The sequence below is a fragment of the Delftia sp. RIT313 genome (genome assembly GCF_000632165.1).
Taxonomy (GTDB): Bacteria; Pseudomonadota; Gammaproteobacteria; order Burkholderiales; family Burkholderiaceae_C; genus Comamonas; species Comamonas acidovorans.
Window position 1 is genome coordinate 68,094 of record NZ_JFYT01000068.1, and the last position, 12,370, is coordinate 80,463.

Annotated in this window: 18 protein-coding genes and 1 tRNA gene; 13 read left to right on the forward strand and 6 right to left on the reverse strand. The window is 58.7% G+C overall.

Going from position 1 to position 12,370, the window contains the following annotated elements; genetic code table 11:
• The first annotated feature begins 23 nt into the window (after positions 1-23).
• The 13 genes from BW39_RS32055 to BW39_RS29895 all read left to right on the forward strand — a co-directional run bounded on the left by BW39_RS32055 (position 24) and on the right by BW39_RS29895 (position 9,158).
• Positions 24-470, forward strand: a complete 447-nt coding sequence (locus BW39_RS32055; RefSeq protein ID WP_235264255.1) for a hypothetical protein — start codon at positions 24-26, stop codon at positions 468-470.
• 3 nt (positions 471-473) lie between these two features.
• Positions 474-725, forward strand: coding sequence for a DUF3077 domain-containing protein (locus BW39_RS20715; protein ID WP_081816271.1), 252 nt, complete (start codon positions 474-476; stop codon positions 723-725).
• A gap of 3 nt (positions 726-728) precedes the next feature.
• Positions 729-1,217 (forward strand): hypothetical protein, encoded by a 489-nt coding sequence (locus BW39_RS20720; protein WP_152547287.1) that lies wholly within the window; start codon positions 729-731, stop codon positions 1,215-1,217.
• Positions 1,207-1,386 carry a hypothetical protein gene (locus BW39_RS20725; protein WP_043823967.1) on the forward strand — a complete coding sequence of 60 codons (180 nt, stop codon included), beginning with the start codon at positions 1,207-1,209 and terminating at the stop codon, positions 1,384-1,386. The genes BW39_RS20720 and BW39_RS20725 overlap by 11 nt, the downstream gene beginning before the upstream one ends.
• 1 nt (position 1,387) lies before the next feature.
• Positions 1,388-1,846: a CHC2 zinc finger domain-containing protein gene (locus tag BW39_RS20730; protein WP_043823969.1), complete on the forward strand. Its 459-nt coding sequence runs from the start codon at positions 1,388-1,390 to the stop codon at positions 1,844-1,846.
• The gene (locus tag BW39_RS20735; protein ID WP_200871534.1) at positions 1,843-3,207 is read left to right on the forward strand and encodes an AAA family ATPase; all 1,365 of its coding nucleotides are present in this window, start codon (positions 1,843-1,845) and stop codon (positions 3,205-3,207) included. The genes BW39_RS20730 and BW39_RS20735 overlap by 4 nt, the downstream gene beginning before the upstream one ends.
• A complete protein-coding gene (locus tag BW39_RS20740; RefSeq protein ID WP_017406399.1) occupies positions 3,204-3,560 on the forward strand; it encodes a hypothetical protein in 357 nt (118 codons plus the stop codon). The genes BW39_RS20735 and BW39_RS20740 overlap by 4 nt, the downstream gene beginning before the upstream one ends.
• A gap of 10 nt (positions 3,561-3,570) precedes the next feature.
• Entirely contained in the window at positions 3,571-3,834 is a 264-nt protein-coding gene (locus BW39_RS20745) for a hypothetical protein (RefSeq protein WP_043823973.1), read from the forward strand.
• Positions 3,835-3,850: 16 nt separating this feature from the next.
• Complete coding sequence (locus tag BW39_RS20750) at positions 3,851-4,150, forward strand: helix-turn-helix transcriptional regulator (RefSeq protein WP_017406401.1); 300 nt, start codon at positions 3,851-3,853, stop codon at positions 4,148-4,150.
• Positions 4,151-4,243: 93 nt separating this feature from the next.
• Positions 4,244-5,347: a phage major capsid protein gene (locus BW39_RS20755; RefSeq protein WP_052155402.1), complete on the forward strand. Its 1,104-nt coding sequence runs from the start codon at positions 4,244-4,246 to the stop codon at positions 5,345-5,347.
• Positions 5,348-5,355: 8 nt separating this feature from the next.
• Entirely contained in the window at positions 5,356-5,685 is a 330-nt protein-coding gene (locus BW39_RS20760) for a carbohydrate-binding protein (protein WP_200871535.1), read from the forward strand.
• Positions 5,682-5,873, forward strand: coding sequence for a hypothetical protein (locus BW39_RS31260; protein ID WP_152547288.1), 192 nt, complete (start codon positions 5,682-5,684; stop codon positions 5,871-5,873). Before BW39_RS20760 ends, BW39_RS31260 begins: the two co-directional genes overlap by 4 nt.
• A gap of 375 nt (positions 5,874-6,248) precedes the next feature.
• On the forward strand, positions 6,249-9,158 hold the full coding sequence (locus BW39_RS29895; RefSeq protein WP_152547289.1) for a hypothetical protein: 2,910 nt from the start codon (positions 6,249-6,251) through the stop codon (positions 9,156-9,158).
• Positions 9,159-9,433: 275 nt separating this feature from the next.
• On the opposite strand, the gene BW39_RS29900 is transcribed toward BW39_RS29895, so the two are convergent.
• The 6 genes from BW39_RS29900 to BW39_RS20790 form a co-directional block, all read right to left on the reverse strand.
• The gene (locus tag BW39_RS29900; RefSeq protein WP_200871536.1) at positions 9,434-9,874 is read right to left on the reverse strand and encodes a BRCT domain-containing protein; all 441 of its coding nucleotides are present in this window, start codon (positions 9,872-9,874) and stop codon (positions 9,434-9,436) included.
• Positions 9,871-10,083 (reverse strand): hypothetical protein, encoded by a 213-nt coding sequence (locus BW39_RS31760; RefSeq protein WP_043823976.1) that lies wholly within the window; start codon positions 10,081-10,083, stop codon positions 9,871-9,873. Before BW39_RS31760 ends, BW39_RS29900 begins: the two co-directional genes overlap by 4 nt.
• A gap of 399 nt (positions 10,084-10,482) precedes the next feature.
• Positions 10,483-10,860, reverse strand: a complete 378-nt coding sequence (locus BW39_RS31265) for a hypothetical protein (protein ID WP_152547290.1) — start codon at positions 10,858-10,860, stop codon at positions 10,483-10,485.
• Positions 10,861-10,862: 2 nt separating this feature from the next.
• Positions 10,863-11,330, reverse strand: a complete 468-nt coding sequence (locus BW39_RS30555) for a Panacea domain-containing protein (RefSeq protein WP_081816272.1) — start codon at positions 11,328-11,330, stop codon at positions 10,863-10,865.
• 273 nt (positions 11,331-11,603) lie between these two features.
• Positions 11,604-12,137 carry a hypothetical protein gene (locus BW39_RS20785; RefSeq protein WP_235264256.1) on the reverse strand — a complete coding sequence of 178 codons (534 nt, stop codon included), beginning with the start codon at positions 12,135-12,137 and terminating at the stop codon, positions 11,604-11,606.
• A 63-nt stretch (positions 12,138-12,200) separates the two neighbouring features.
• Positions 12,201-12,288: transfer RNA gene (locus BW39_RS20790), tRNA-Ser, on the reverse strand.
• Positions 12,289-12,370: the final 82 nt, after the last annotated feature.

Here is a 12,370-nt window from a genome sequence, read left to right on the forward strand (position 1 = left end):
CTGACGGCAAGCCGAGAGGCCCGGTGCTTCAAAACACCAAACCTGAAGAGGTCGCAACCCCCACCTGCAAGCGGGGTTTTGTCACGCCCAAATTTTGGTCGATGCACTGGTTGGTGCATCGCCTCATGGTTACGGGCGAGATGGGCCTATCCGCGAGGACGGCCGCACGACTTCGGGCGTGTTTTGAACATCTCGTCCACCTGCTGTGCTTCAAAACACAAATGGTGGTCTTCCTTGTTTCTCCCGAAGGAACCAAGACCATGTCTGCATCCCATCGTGCGCACACTGCTGCACCCACGCCCGCCACGGGCACCTCTGACCCCATCCAGGCCTTCGCTGATGCTCACAACGCGCTGAGCATGGCTGTCTTCTACCTGCGTCAGCCCAAGGCCAATGTGCCTGGTGCCCGCCGCAAAGCTGTGCAAGCCCTGGCTGCCCTGCGCGGCCTCGATCTGAGCCTGGAGGGTTGAACCATGTCTGCAATGCAAACGCAACTCGGCGATTTCAATGGTTGCCAGCTGGTCATTGACTCCAACACGCCCCCCCGCGACGCTCTGGAAAAGGCTTCCTGCTATTTGGCATCTGCCAAAGACCTGCTGTATGGAATGGCAGCGGATTCCACGGATGACAAGCTCTGGGGAGTATTCCATCTGATCGAAATCGGAAAGTCCATCCTGGACGCCACCTCGACTAATCCCGCCCTCATCCGGAAGACGGAGGTCTAAACCATGGCTACTCAGAAAAACGCTGCCCGCGTGGCAGTGAAGGCGAAGCCTTGCCAAAAAAAGTCTGACATGCAGCCGCGTGATGCTCTGGACTGCATTGCTTTGGGTCTGCCTCTGTCTGCGGTGGCGCAGCCCATGCCCACGTTGCAGCAGACGATGCTGCTTGTCACTTCGTATGTGGAGTGGAGTCTCGAGGAGGTGATTAAAGAGCGCTGCAAGGACGTCGGTTGGGACGACAAGGACGTAGACGTGGACTTCGCTGTGGACTTGGCGCTGACCCATGTTCGCCTGCTCCGTGCGGAGATTCCTTTGGATCGCAGCACTTTCGAGAGCAAATGGTTCATGGCTGGAGCTGCCGTGAATCTGGCCGCGAAGACCTTCAGCCGACCCGATTCCCTGTACTACCGCAGGTTGATTGCAGCACGACGCCAGTTCGAAGTGCTTTTTGAATTGCTGGATTTCTTTGGAGCGGAGGTGGGTCATGCCGACTAACCGCTCTTCCACCGCTAAGGCGCAAAGCAAGCGCCTGGAGTTCGCACTGCAGGACTCCTATGAATTGGAAGTCGTCGGCCGGCATCTGAACAGCGTGGTGATGTCTGTGCTCGGTGGTGATGACGTCCTCAAAACTGAGGGCATCCAAAAGTTGTTGGAGGGCTGCTGACATGACGTTTGAACGCGATCGTCTCCCAGACCCACGCAGCTACTACGAGGCTCAGGGCCTGGTCCTCAGCAAGGGCAAGAAGTGGGTCACCACGGCTTGCCAGTTCCACCAAGGCAGCGACTCCATGCGCATCAACCTGCAGAGCGGCGCGTTCGTCTGCATGGCTGGCTGTGGTGCGCGTGGTGGTGATGTGCTGGCTTATTGCATGGCCGTTCATGGCCTGGAGTTCATCGAGGCGGCCAAGGATCTGGGGGCCTGGGTGGATGACGGCAAGCAACCGCCCACGGCTCCGGCCCCGTTCACGCCGCGCCAAGCCCTCGAAGTCCTGATGACGGAGGTGAACCTCATCGCCGTTGTCGCAGGGAACATCGGCCGCGGCGTGGTGCTTTCCGAAACAGAGCGCACGCGCCTCCTGCAGGCAGCGGGTCGGGTGCTGCGCATTGCGGAGGTGTATGCATGAATGGACGAAACAACGCGGCCGTTGCGGCGGTGGACGCTAACGTCGCCGCAGCATTGGCCTACCGCCCGCCGGCCAGGGCACCCCAGGCGCCCCCAGATCCGACCTTCCCCCCGCTGGAGAGCTACTCGGAGGACTTCGGTACGCAGCCTGGTACGCGCCCCGGTACGCATGGAAGCACGGTGGTGCTGACCTGCGGCACCGAACTGAACCCCGAGCCCATTCGCTGGCTGTGGGAGCACTGGCTGGCCCTGGGCAAGCTGCATATCCTGGCCGGCGCTCCTGGCCAGGGCAAGACCACGCTCGCGCTGACGATGGCGGCGACCGTGACCATTGGTGGCTACTGGCCGGACAAGAGCCGCTGTGATGCCGGCAACATCCTGATCTGGAGCTGTGAGGACGACCCTGCAGACACCTTGCTGCCCCGCCTGCTCGCTGCCGGCGCCGAGCGGGGGCGGTGTTTCTTCATCGAGGGCGCACGCAGCGAAGAGGGAGAGGTCCAGCCCTTTGATCCAGCGCGCGACCTGCAAGGGCTGCTGGAGGCCATCCAGGGAATTGGTGGCATCCGTCTGCTGGTGATCGATCCCGTGGTCTCTGCGGTCACGGGAGACAGCCACAAGAACACCGAGGTCCGCCGCGCGCTGCAGCCTTTGGTGAATCTGGCCGCAGCCTGTGATTGCGCCGTCCTGGGCATCACGCACTTCGCCAAGGGTGGCCAGGGCGTGGATCCTGCGCAGCGGGTTGTTGGCAGTGTTGCCTTCACCGCAGTCGCCCGGGTGGTAATGGTCGCGGCCAAGGTCAAGAGTCTGGAGGACGGGCAGGACGCCCGCATTCTGGCCCGCACCAAATCCAACATTGGTCCTGACGATGGTGGGTTCTCCTATCACCTCCAGCAATGCGAGCCACTGCCCGGCATCCAGGCCTCGCGCATCGGATGGGGTGGTGCTGTACAGGGCTCGGCCCGTGACCTGCTCACGGACCCGGATGAGGACCAGGACGAGGTCCCAGCCGAGAAGAGCGATCTGCCGATGCTGTTGTGGGCGGAACTGCGCGATGGTTCGACGCCCAGCAAGGGGGTCGAAACGGCCCTCGTGAGCATGGGCTACAGCAAAAAGCAGATCCGGACGGCCCGCGAAAAGATGGGCGTAAAGCCCCAAAAAAGCGGCATGGGTGCCGGCTGGTACTGGTCGCTTCCGGACGGATTTGTGCCCAAGCCGGAATGGCTCGCAGCGGTGGGTGTGCGCGAAGATGCCCTCGAAGATGCCCAAGGTGCCCAACTTTTAAAACAGGGCATCTTGGGCACCTTCGGGGCATCTTCGCTGGTTGGGCATGTTCAAGCTGGCGATGCCCGGGAGGTCATATGACCGCCGCCGAGCTCTTCGCCGACCTGCTGGCCAGCGGCATTGATCTGCAGTGCACGGCCGATGGCGAGTCGCTGTCCGTGCCTGCAAATGCCCTCACGTCCGAGCAGCGTGCACTGGTCGTCCTCCACAAGTCCGAGCTCATTGGCCTGGTGAAACAGCTGCGCCGCGTGACGGTCCAACTGCACCAGGTCGCCATGCATGTCTGCGACCACTGGAACGACAGCCCTGCAGCCCGCGAGCAGATGCGCCAGGACTGCCTCTCCACTCCACCACATCTGCGCGCCGACCTGCTTGCCCATCTGCAACAGGCATATCCGGCCTATGTCCTTGGCCAGTCCAACACCAAACATTGAAGGAACCGTCATGACGAGCGAACAAGACACCCAGAAGACCGATGCGAAAGAACTGGCCCAGCGGTTCCTCCTCGATGCACTAGAGATCACCAAGCGCTGCATGAACGGCACAGACAAAAGCCGGCATCCATCGCTCCTGGCTCGCATCCTGGAAGGCGGGGAGATGGAGCTGCGCGTTCGTATGCGCCAGGGAGCACTGCCGACAGTCACATGCTTCATCGCCTGCATAGACGGCACAGATTTGCTGGTGGGATCGACGGTTGGCCCGGTTTGAGGAGGCGAGAACCCCCATGGAACGCACCTTCAGCACGTCCGAGGAGCCGACGCCCGAGGAGCGCGCAGCCAGCAGCTTCCGCATGTTGGAAGCCGCATGCCGTGAGGCCGGGCACTTCATCACTGGAGATGGTCGCGTCACCGATGAGGCCGTAGCCGGATTGCTGGGCATTGCCAAAGACACGCTGGCGAATTGGCGCGCCGAGGGCAAAGGCCCACGGCACTACCGCATTGGCATCAAAGGTGGCCGCGTGACCTACCGCCTGGATGATCTCGCGCGCTGGATCGAGTCCACACGCGATGACGGCCCATGTTAGGCCACTGAAGTTCCCGTAACTCCCCTCTACGGCCTCGCGCAAAAGCGGCGTCGCAGATGAAATCAAAGCATCAAAACATTTGGAAGGTTCACCATGAGTCAATATCGAGGGTCCACCTTTGTCCGAAGCGTCATCGCTCTCGCCGAGAGCCCCGGTGTCCGCAATGCGCTCACGGTGGCACAGCGCAGGTGGGGTGCAACAAGCCAGGTGGTCACGCTCATGAAGGCAGCCGTCGCAGCGGGCTCTCTGCATGACGACCTCTGGGCTGGAAGCCTGGCCGAGAGCCGCGGTGCACAGCTGGAATTCCTGGAGGTCGTGCGTCCGTTGACCATCGTCGGCCGGCTGGCGAACCTGCGCAGGGTGCCCGTCAAAGCGCCCGTTGCGACGCAGTCTGCAGGAGCTGTTTCCTACTGGGTCGGCGAGGGAAAGATCAAGCCCGTCACTTCTGCTGCGTTCAACCGTACGCGCCTCGGCCCCACCAAGGTCGCAGGCCTGCTGGTGGTGAGTGAGGAGCTCATCACATTCGGCCCAACCGCGGAGATCACCTTGCGTGATGACCTCGCCAATGCCATCGCTGTGGCGACGGACAGTGCCTTCATTGATCCGGGAAACGCAGGTATCCCCAACCAACAGCCTGCTGCAGTCACTGCCGGCGCTGTCTCCATCCCATCCTCAGGATCCACGGCCGAAGCGATCCGCGCTGATGTGGAGCGCGCCATTGCAGCATTTGCAGGCAGCCTGATGACGGCCGCTTGGGTGATGCATCCCCGTGCTGCAGTGGCTATCGGAATGACATTGAGTTCCAGCGGGGAAGCCAATGACCTCGGCGCCCTGGGCGGCACCCTGGCCGGGCTGCCGGTCATCACCAGTGAAGGGGTCCCTTACGACTCGAGCGGCACCAGCATCACCCTGCTGGATGCTGCCTCCATCCTTTATGCAGAGGACGGCATTCAGGGGGCTCGATCGGACCAGACCGCCATCCTGATGAGCGATACACCCGGATCTGGACCGGCTCAGATGGTGTCACTGTGGCAGACCAATTCGATTGCTCTGCGGGTGGAGCGCACCGTCAATTGGACCGTAGGTCGTGCAAATGCTGTGGTGACCATCACGGGCTTCTCAACGGAATCGTTCAGCAGTTTTGTCACCGCGGGTGGCGAACCCGTGACCGTGGGTGATGAGCCCGTCGTCGCGTGAGGTGCGTCATGCAAGAGCAGAAAGACGCAGCACTGGCCGCATTGGCCGAGAGCAACGTGGTGGTGCGGGTTGGAATGCTGGCTGAGGTGCTCGACTCCATCAAGAAGATGTTTCGGCGGGACCGCGATCTCTTGGCCGACCTGCAGAAAAGGGTTGAGGCACTGGAGGCTACCCCGATTCAGTACGACGGCCCGCATGAACAGGGCAAGAGCTATGTCAAAGGAACGTTCGTCACGCACGACGGCAGCCTCTGGCATTGCAACAGGGAGACCACCAGCCGCCCCGGCGATGGCCCCGCTTGGACTCTCGCAGTGAAGCGAGGAAGGGATGCACGATGAATCCACTGGACAACCCCCGTGCCTGGCTGGCCCAGGAACGAGCGAAGGCACGCGCCAAGTTGCTGGCTGAGGGAGTCCCCGCAGCAACGGTAGACATGCTGATGGGCGCGACTGCAGAGATGCATGAAGAGCAGGCCGCATGCATCGACCGCATGACTGGTGCGGCTCCTCCGGTGGAGGTGCATTGATCCGGTAGCCCCGGGGGGGCTGGAAATTGTCCAAGGCTTCTCGAACAGGACACCGCGCCCCCAGGAGGATTTTTACCGCCGCGAAATATGGAATTTGCTAGTGCGTGGGCAAGCACTTGCGGCGGGGACGACGGTAACTGCACAGGTTTGTGCAGTTGCTCAAGAGGACACGCCCTGCATGGTGCTGATGGGAGGGGGGGATGCTGCCGAATCTGGGCATGCCGCGACGGACACCGCGCCCCCAGTCTTCCTTTTCTAAACGTCCACAAAAAAAGGTTGCAGGCCCCCGTTTTGGGGGCTGCCCTCTCCACCATGCCTTCCATCCTCCGATGGTAGGCAGACAAGCATCCAACCAATGAACAAAGGAGAACGATCATGGCATCACGTAGCCTCGGCGTATTGACGCTCGATCTGATCGCCCGTGTAGGCGGCTTCACTGCTGGCATGAACCAGGCCGAACGGCAGACGGACAAGACAGCGAAGAAGCTCAAAGAAGAGCACGAAAAGCTGGCCAAGTCGATTGACGCGGCCTGGAGCAAAGCTGTGAGCGCCGCGACCGTCGCATCGACTGCAGCGGCCGGCGCATTGAGTGTCTTCACATCCCGCGCCGTCAGTGCTGGAGCGGAGATCGCGCGCTCCAGCGAACTGGCCAATGCCGGCGTCACGGAGTTCCAGCGATGGGCCAGCGCCTCGCAGACCGTCGGTATCTCGCAGGAGAAGTTGGCCGACCAGTTGAAGGACTTCAACGAGAAGGTGGGCGAGTTCCAGCAGACCGGTGGCGGCGGCATGAAGGACTTCTTCGAGCAGATCGCGCCAAGGATCGACATCACTGCTGATGCCTTCCGCAATCTCTCTGGCCCCGAGGCGCTCCAGCTGTACTACAACAGCTTGGAGAAGGCGGGCCTCGGTCAGAAGGAGATGAGCTTCTACCTGGAGTCCATGGCCAGCGACACCACTGCCCTTATCCCGCTGCTGCGTGATGGCGGCAAAGGGCTTCAGGAACTGGGCGACCGGGCGCAGCGTCTGGGATCGATCCTGAGCAGCGAGACGATTGCTGCCTCCAAGCAACTGCGTGATGACCTGGAGCAACTCGACAAGGCCACCACAGGCCTTGCAGCAAAGATTGCAGGCCCAGGCATCTCCGCACTCGCTGAGCTAAACAAATACTTGTTGAAGGTGTCTGAGACAGAAGGGATCGCCCGTGCTTCGCTGATCACCTTCGGCCGCGTGGTTGCTGGGCTAACGGGCAGCGATGAGTTCGGCCAGCTGCAGCAACGTTCCCAGGCGGCACAGGACAACCTCAAACGGCTGACCGATATGGCCGAGCGCTACCAGGTCGCTATTGACCGCGGCGACAACGTGGGTAGGAATCAGCAAAGCCTGGACAAGCTGCGGCAGCGCATTGCTTCGGTCAGCCAGGAGGCGTCGGCAGCATCCGAAGCTCTCAAACAGTTCGCTGTGTCTGCTGACGGATCCAAGCCCTCGGTGAGCGCGCCCAACACCGGCAGCGGCAACTTCCTCGACAAGTACCTTGCCGATCGAAGGTCTGACTCCGCGAAGATGAATGCCGAGCTGTCCGCGGAGAAGGTCGCCTTCGAGTCAGCGACTCAAGGTCTGGTCAAGGGAAGTGCGCAGTACACATCGGCTCTGGAGGCATACAACCGCAAGGCGGCTGACATCCGCAAGAAGTTCGCCAAGGGCGGTGGGTCTGACGACCCCACGTCCAAGCTGCTGGACAACGAACTGAAAGGCATCGAGCGGATGATCGCGGCCGAAACCAGCTTGATGGCAGACCGCAACCGCATGCTGGATCTCTACAACAGCCAGGGCCTCATCTCGATCAAGGACTACTACGACGTGCAGCGGGCCATTGTCGATGAGTCCACCCAGGCCCAGGTAAAAGCCTATGACGCCCAGGTCAAGGCGCTGCAGGAGTACCAATCCAAGGCCGACAAGAAGACTGATCGTGCAGATGCTGAGGGCAAGATCAATGAGCTGCTCGACAAGCGCCGCAAGCTGCTGCAGGACGCTGGCTTGACGGGTATCGAGATGGATATCAAGCAGCAAGAGTCCCTGAAGGATCTCACGCGATCGGTGGAAGACCTGAACGCCAGGTATCAGGAGATGAAAGGGAACCTGGCGGGCGCCGCTGCCATTCGCTTCGATGCCCAGAACGAGAGTCTGCGCAAGATGCTCGAGGCCAACAACATGAGCGGCCAGATCAAACAGATCGAGGAGCTGCGCCAGTATGAGATGGGCCAGGCCTCCATTAACAAAGTGACTCAGGATTTCAACCGCATCCTGGGAGACCTGCACCTGTCCGAGCAGCGGATCGCATTGGATCGTGAGACGGGCGCCGTCGGCGAACTGGAAGCCCTGCAGAAGACCGGAGAGGCACGTCGCGCTCGCCTGGGCCTGATGCAGCAGGAGATCGACAAGCTCTCGCAGATCGGGAAACTGACGCCCGAACAGAGCCTGGCCATTGGTCAGTTGAGGCAGCAGATGGCCGAGCTGCTGGCTTCAGCAGACCCCATCGCGAACATGATCAACAAGGACTTGAACACTGCTGCCGGCAGCTTCTTCCGTGACATCTCCAGTGGCTCTAAAAGTGCCAAGGACGCCGTGCTGGACCTGGGCAACACGGTGTTCCAGACCTTCAACAATCTCGTGGCCCAGAGGCTGGGCGAGAACCTCATGAAGTCCCTCTTCAGTGAGATAGGGCCTGGTGGCGTGGGGAGCTGGTTCTCCCAAAACGTTCTTGGCACTGCCAAGGCAGCCAGCACCGCCAACAGCCAGATTGAGGGCTTCCTGAGCAATGTTCTGGGGCTGGGTAGCAACTCTGGGGACGGGGTTGCGGCAGGCGCTTCTGCATCGACGGCAGCCCTTGCCACGAGCGCGGCCACGGCAGCGGCATCGATATCCGCACTGGCAGCAGCAGCGGCGAGCGCTACAACCGGCTTGGGAGGCCAAGCGGTGACCTCTGGGGGCGGCATCCTGGACTTCCTGGGCGGGCTCTTCGGAGGCGCGCGTGCAAATGGCGGACCTGTCCAGGCCGGCAAGTTCTACGAGGTGAATGAGAAAGATGATGAGCTACTCACCCAGGGCGGCAGGACGTTCCTGATGAGCTCTGGCAACGGCAGAGTGGACCCTATCAGGAGGGGTGGCGGCGGATTCACCCAGCACAACCAGTTCGTGGTGCAAGGCCGTATCGACCGCAGGACCCAGAACCAACTGGCGGACGAGACACGACGCCGCACCAACACTGCAGTAGCGAGGCTCAGCTGAGCACTTACTCTTGTTCGAACTGGTGACATGAGGCCCGGCTCAAATCTGAGCCGGGTACTGCATCTGAAATAAAGCCATAGGCGGGCGCTTGCCATGCATGAGAGCCATGGACCGTGTCCCAAAAAGGGGGTGTCGAAACTGACACCCCCTTCTCACACGACGTGCGCACAAGCGGCCATGATTCCGGTCGCCTTTGATGTCGGATTATCTGGCATCAAAACCCAGGGCCTTGGCCATAGCATTGATAGACGGCTTCCAGCCTGTACAACACGGCGCTAGCTGTAGATCGAATGCACTGGCGTGGCGCCAAGCGCCATGGCCCATGCACCTTCTGGGACGATCTTGAGATCCAGTCCCTTCTGTTTTAGCTCCATGGCCTTCTCGATCTTCGTACCGAAAGATCCGTGCTTCCATTCAGCACTGCCAAGGCCGCCGATGACCAAGTAGTGAATCTTTTTGGTGACGTTGGCAACACTCCCACCGCGGGCAATGACTGCTTTCTCGCAGATGCTCCTCGGACCGAATGCAAAGTCTCCCGTGAAGCAGAACAGGCGTTCGCGGTGCTCGATCGCCACATCGTCGTCAAAGGCTAGTGTGGTGATGCGGGGCGTCCCGGCCAAATGTTCCAAAGCGCCTCCGATGAGCACATTGAGCGTGGCAATGAGTTGGGCTCGCTCCTCAGGTGTGACCAAGCCATCAGCAAGGATGTGCTTCACCTGGGCGTCGATGACGGTGCCTGGCCACAGGAGAGCACGCTCTCTGCCTTGGTCAACCACTCATCGAGGAACTGGATTTCCCGGTCGTGCAGCTCGCCGTCGGCAAGCACCCCTTGAACAATGCCGACCAGCGCGGCGCACGTCTGCTTCATATCGCTGCGGAAAGCGGCAGCTTGGCGTGTGTACAGAGACTGCGCGTCCATCATCATCACCTCCCTCCTTGGAAGAGTGGCATAACGGAACAGATGGAGCGATAGATGTTGCGCCCCTATGCCACCTAAACTTGGCTAGGCAGGTGAAGTCTTTCTGGAATCTGTTATGGCGCAGATCGAGAGTTTTCTGGATTCTTGTTATCTGTTAAAGAAGGTTTTTTATTTTTTTCTCTAAATCTCTCGAATGAAGAACGTAGACTATTCCAAACAGGTTTTCTCACGATGGCTAAAACGGCCGCAATGGGGGGGGAAATGGCTAGAGAAACAAAGAACCACGCTATACCACGACAGCCAAAAGATTGACAAAGAACGCCAACTGCGACAGAGAAAACTAACCAAGGAACAATCAGCTCTGATAGGAAGAGATCTATTTCCATAACTTCGCTAAATCATTTGTCAGTCTGTCATGCGCTTATTTACATAGCCAGTCAAAGCACTTGAAAGTAGAGCGGTCCCAAGTAAAGATTCGAGACGAGAAAGCTGTTTTTCTGATAAAAAATTCACCAGATTAGGCATCAACATATGCGCTGCATAAACCACAACACCCCACAGCAGCATCAGAACTACTGTCCAGAAGACCATAATTGCAGCCACGTTAGCATGATCGCGAAAACTTTGATAACGATTATGCTCTCGGGTCTTTCCATCCTTTTCTAAATCGTCACCAGTGTTAAACATTCGCGCTTCAACAGCTGCCTTACCATCTTGGCCGACGCCATCGGAAGGAAGTCCGAGTCCATCACCAAGCTCCAGTGGTTCACGAGTGGCAGCCACTTTTAAAGTCCCGTAGTGTTGCCATTAAGCAAACGGCTATAGTGATTTTCGATTATATCTGTAGAGATCGTGCCATTTCTTCCAAGACCTTCCCATGTTTGAGACCATGGTGTGCCGGGCTGATGTGTTGCGGCAGAAAGTCTTATGCCATCATGAGGTCCATAAGAGCGGGCGACAGCATTCATTACCTCAATCTCATCATGATTGAATGGATAATTTGGGTTTGCGCCTGGAACATAGCTAACAGGATTGCTGCGAAACTCTCTTACGGCGTGATAAACGCTGCGTATGACTGGGCCATATTCCCAGGCCTCGACTCGCTCATTTATTAGTGATCTGCCATTGCGTCCAAGCATAATTCCTTCTGCAATATAAACGAGCTTAATTAATTGCATTGGAGTAACCTGATCGCCAACTTGAATGCGTTGGGATAGGATGTATTGTGCAACAGCCAAACTTTTTTCATTCATTTAGCGCCTCCTTCTGCGAAATAAATAAAACCTCTTTTATATGAAAGATATTATCCATTGATGTAAATTCGCACTTTTATCGCCTTGCTCCGTGAGAGTACTGGATGGACATCCAGTTGTCTTGGGGATTGTACCAGTCCAAGATGTGTTTGAAAACTTTAGGAACCCTTGGTGGCTCAGCATGAAGATGCACTGCATGTGGCGATCCACTGCACGGGTTCAAGATCATGTGGCATAGGTTCTCTCGCTAAGCACATAGCACAGTTGGCTGCTTCAGCAGGGATGCTGCCAGGCTCTTGGGTCTGACAAGCTCCAAGAAGTTAGTCGTTCCCGGAAGCCAAGCATGCTCGCTACAGCGTCGAAAGTGTGAACTGCGAAATTCTGCAACCATGGATAGTGCGGAATGAGCTTGGTTCCAGTCACGATGTACTCTAGCTCCTTCGAGCGGTAGAGCCTGTTTAACAGTGTTAAGGCCGCCTCCTCACAGGCGCTCCACTGGACCAAACTGTCTAAGCCTTGCGCCCTGCTTTCGAGGAGGGCCTTCTCCAGGTCGTGGCCCACCGCCTGCCGAAGATGAGCGAGGCTAACATCGTTGGCTAACAGATATGCCTTGAAGGTCAACTCCAGACCATGACCTAGAAGGTACATGGCAGGTACAGGAGGTATGACCATCCGGTGGTCTGCTTCAGCTGCATTTCTATACAGAATGAAGGCAGAAACCAAAAACTCATGCCCGTAGCGAACCATACCGATTGGCGTGGTTCGCTCCGGATCATCCTTGGGATGCGATCTGCCTACGCTTGCCATCACCCGGTCCATTGATGGGTACAAGAAAAAAGCGCCTTGCAAAGCGCTTGTTTCCTAGTCATCTGGCGGAGACTGTGAGATTCGAACTCACGGACGGTTGCCCGTCGGCAGTTTTCAAGACTGCTGGTTTAAACCGCTCACCCAAGTCTCCGAAGCTGCGTATTCTAGCCGGGCTTATGCCGCTCCTGCCGGGGCAGGGGGCGTAAAAAAACGCCCCTGTGAAGGGGCGCCTT

Excerpts from the sequence above, each read along its gene's own strand:
- BW39_RS20715 (WP_081816271.1), top strand. The coding sequence starts at position 474 with ATGTCTGCAATGCAAACGCAACTCGGCGATTTCAATGGTTGCCAGCTG.
- BW39_RS20720 (WP_152547287.1), top strand. The coding sequence starts at position 729 with ATGGCTACTCAGAAAAACGCTGCCCGCGTGGCAGTGAAGGCGAAGCCT.
- BW39_RS20725 (WP_043823967.1), top strand. The coding sequence starts at position 1,207 with ATGCCGACTAACCGCTCTTCCACCGCTAAGGCGCAAAGCAAGCGCCTG.
- BW39_RS20730 (WP_043823969.1), top strand. The coding sequence starts at position 1,388 with ATGACGTTTGAACGCGATCGTCTCCCAGACCCACGCAGCTACTACGAG.
- BW39_RS20735 (WP_200871534.1), top strand. The coding sequence starts at position 1,843 with ATGAATGGACGAAACAACGCGGCCGTTGCGGCGGTGGACGCTAACGTC.
- BW39_RS20740 (WP_017406399.1), top strand. The coding sequence starts at position 3,204 with ATGACCGCCGCCGAGCTCTTCGCCGACCTGCTGGCCAGCGGCATTGAT.
- BW39_RS20745 (WP_043823973.1), top strand. The coding sequence starts at position 3,571 with ATGACGAGCGAACAAGACACCCAGAAGACCGATGCGAAAGAACTGGCC.
- BW39_RS20750 (WP_017406401.1), top strand. The coding sequence starts at position 3,851 with ATGGAACGCACCTTCAGCACGTCCGAGGAGCCGACGCCCGAGGAGCGC.
- BW39_RS20755 (WP_052155402.1), top strand. The coding sequence starts at position 4,244 with ATGAGTCAATATCGAGGGTCCACCTTTGTCCGAAGCGTCATCGCTCTC.
- BW39_RS20760 (WP_200871535.1), top strand. The coding sequence starts at position 5,356 with ATGCAAGAGCAGAAAGACGCAGCACTGGCCGCATTGGCCGAGAGCAAC.
- BW39_RS31260 (WP_152547288.1), top strand. The coding sequence starts at position 5,682 with ATGAATCCACTGGACAACCCCCGTGCCTGGCTGGCCCAGGAACGAGCG.
- BW39_RS29895 (WP_152547289.1), top strand. The coding sequence starts at position 6,249 with ATGGCATCACGTAGCCTCGGCGTATTGACGCTCGATCTGATCGCCCGT.
- BW39_RS31760 (WP_043823976.1), bottom strand. The coding sequence starts at position 10,083 with ATGATGATGGACGCGCAGTCTCTGTACACACGCCAAGCTGCCGCTTTC.
- BW39_RS30555 (WP_081816272.1), bottom strand. The coding sequence starts at position 11,330 with ATGAATGAAAAAAGTTTGGCTGTTGCACAATACATCCTATCCCAACGC.
- BW39_RS20785 (WP_235264256.1), bottom strand. The coding sequence starts at position 12,137 with ATGGCAAGCGTAGGCAGATCGCATCCCAAGGATGATCCGGAGCGAACC.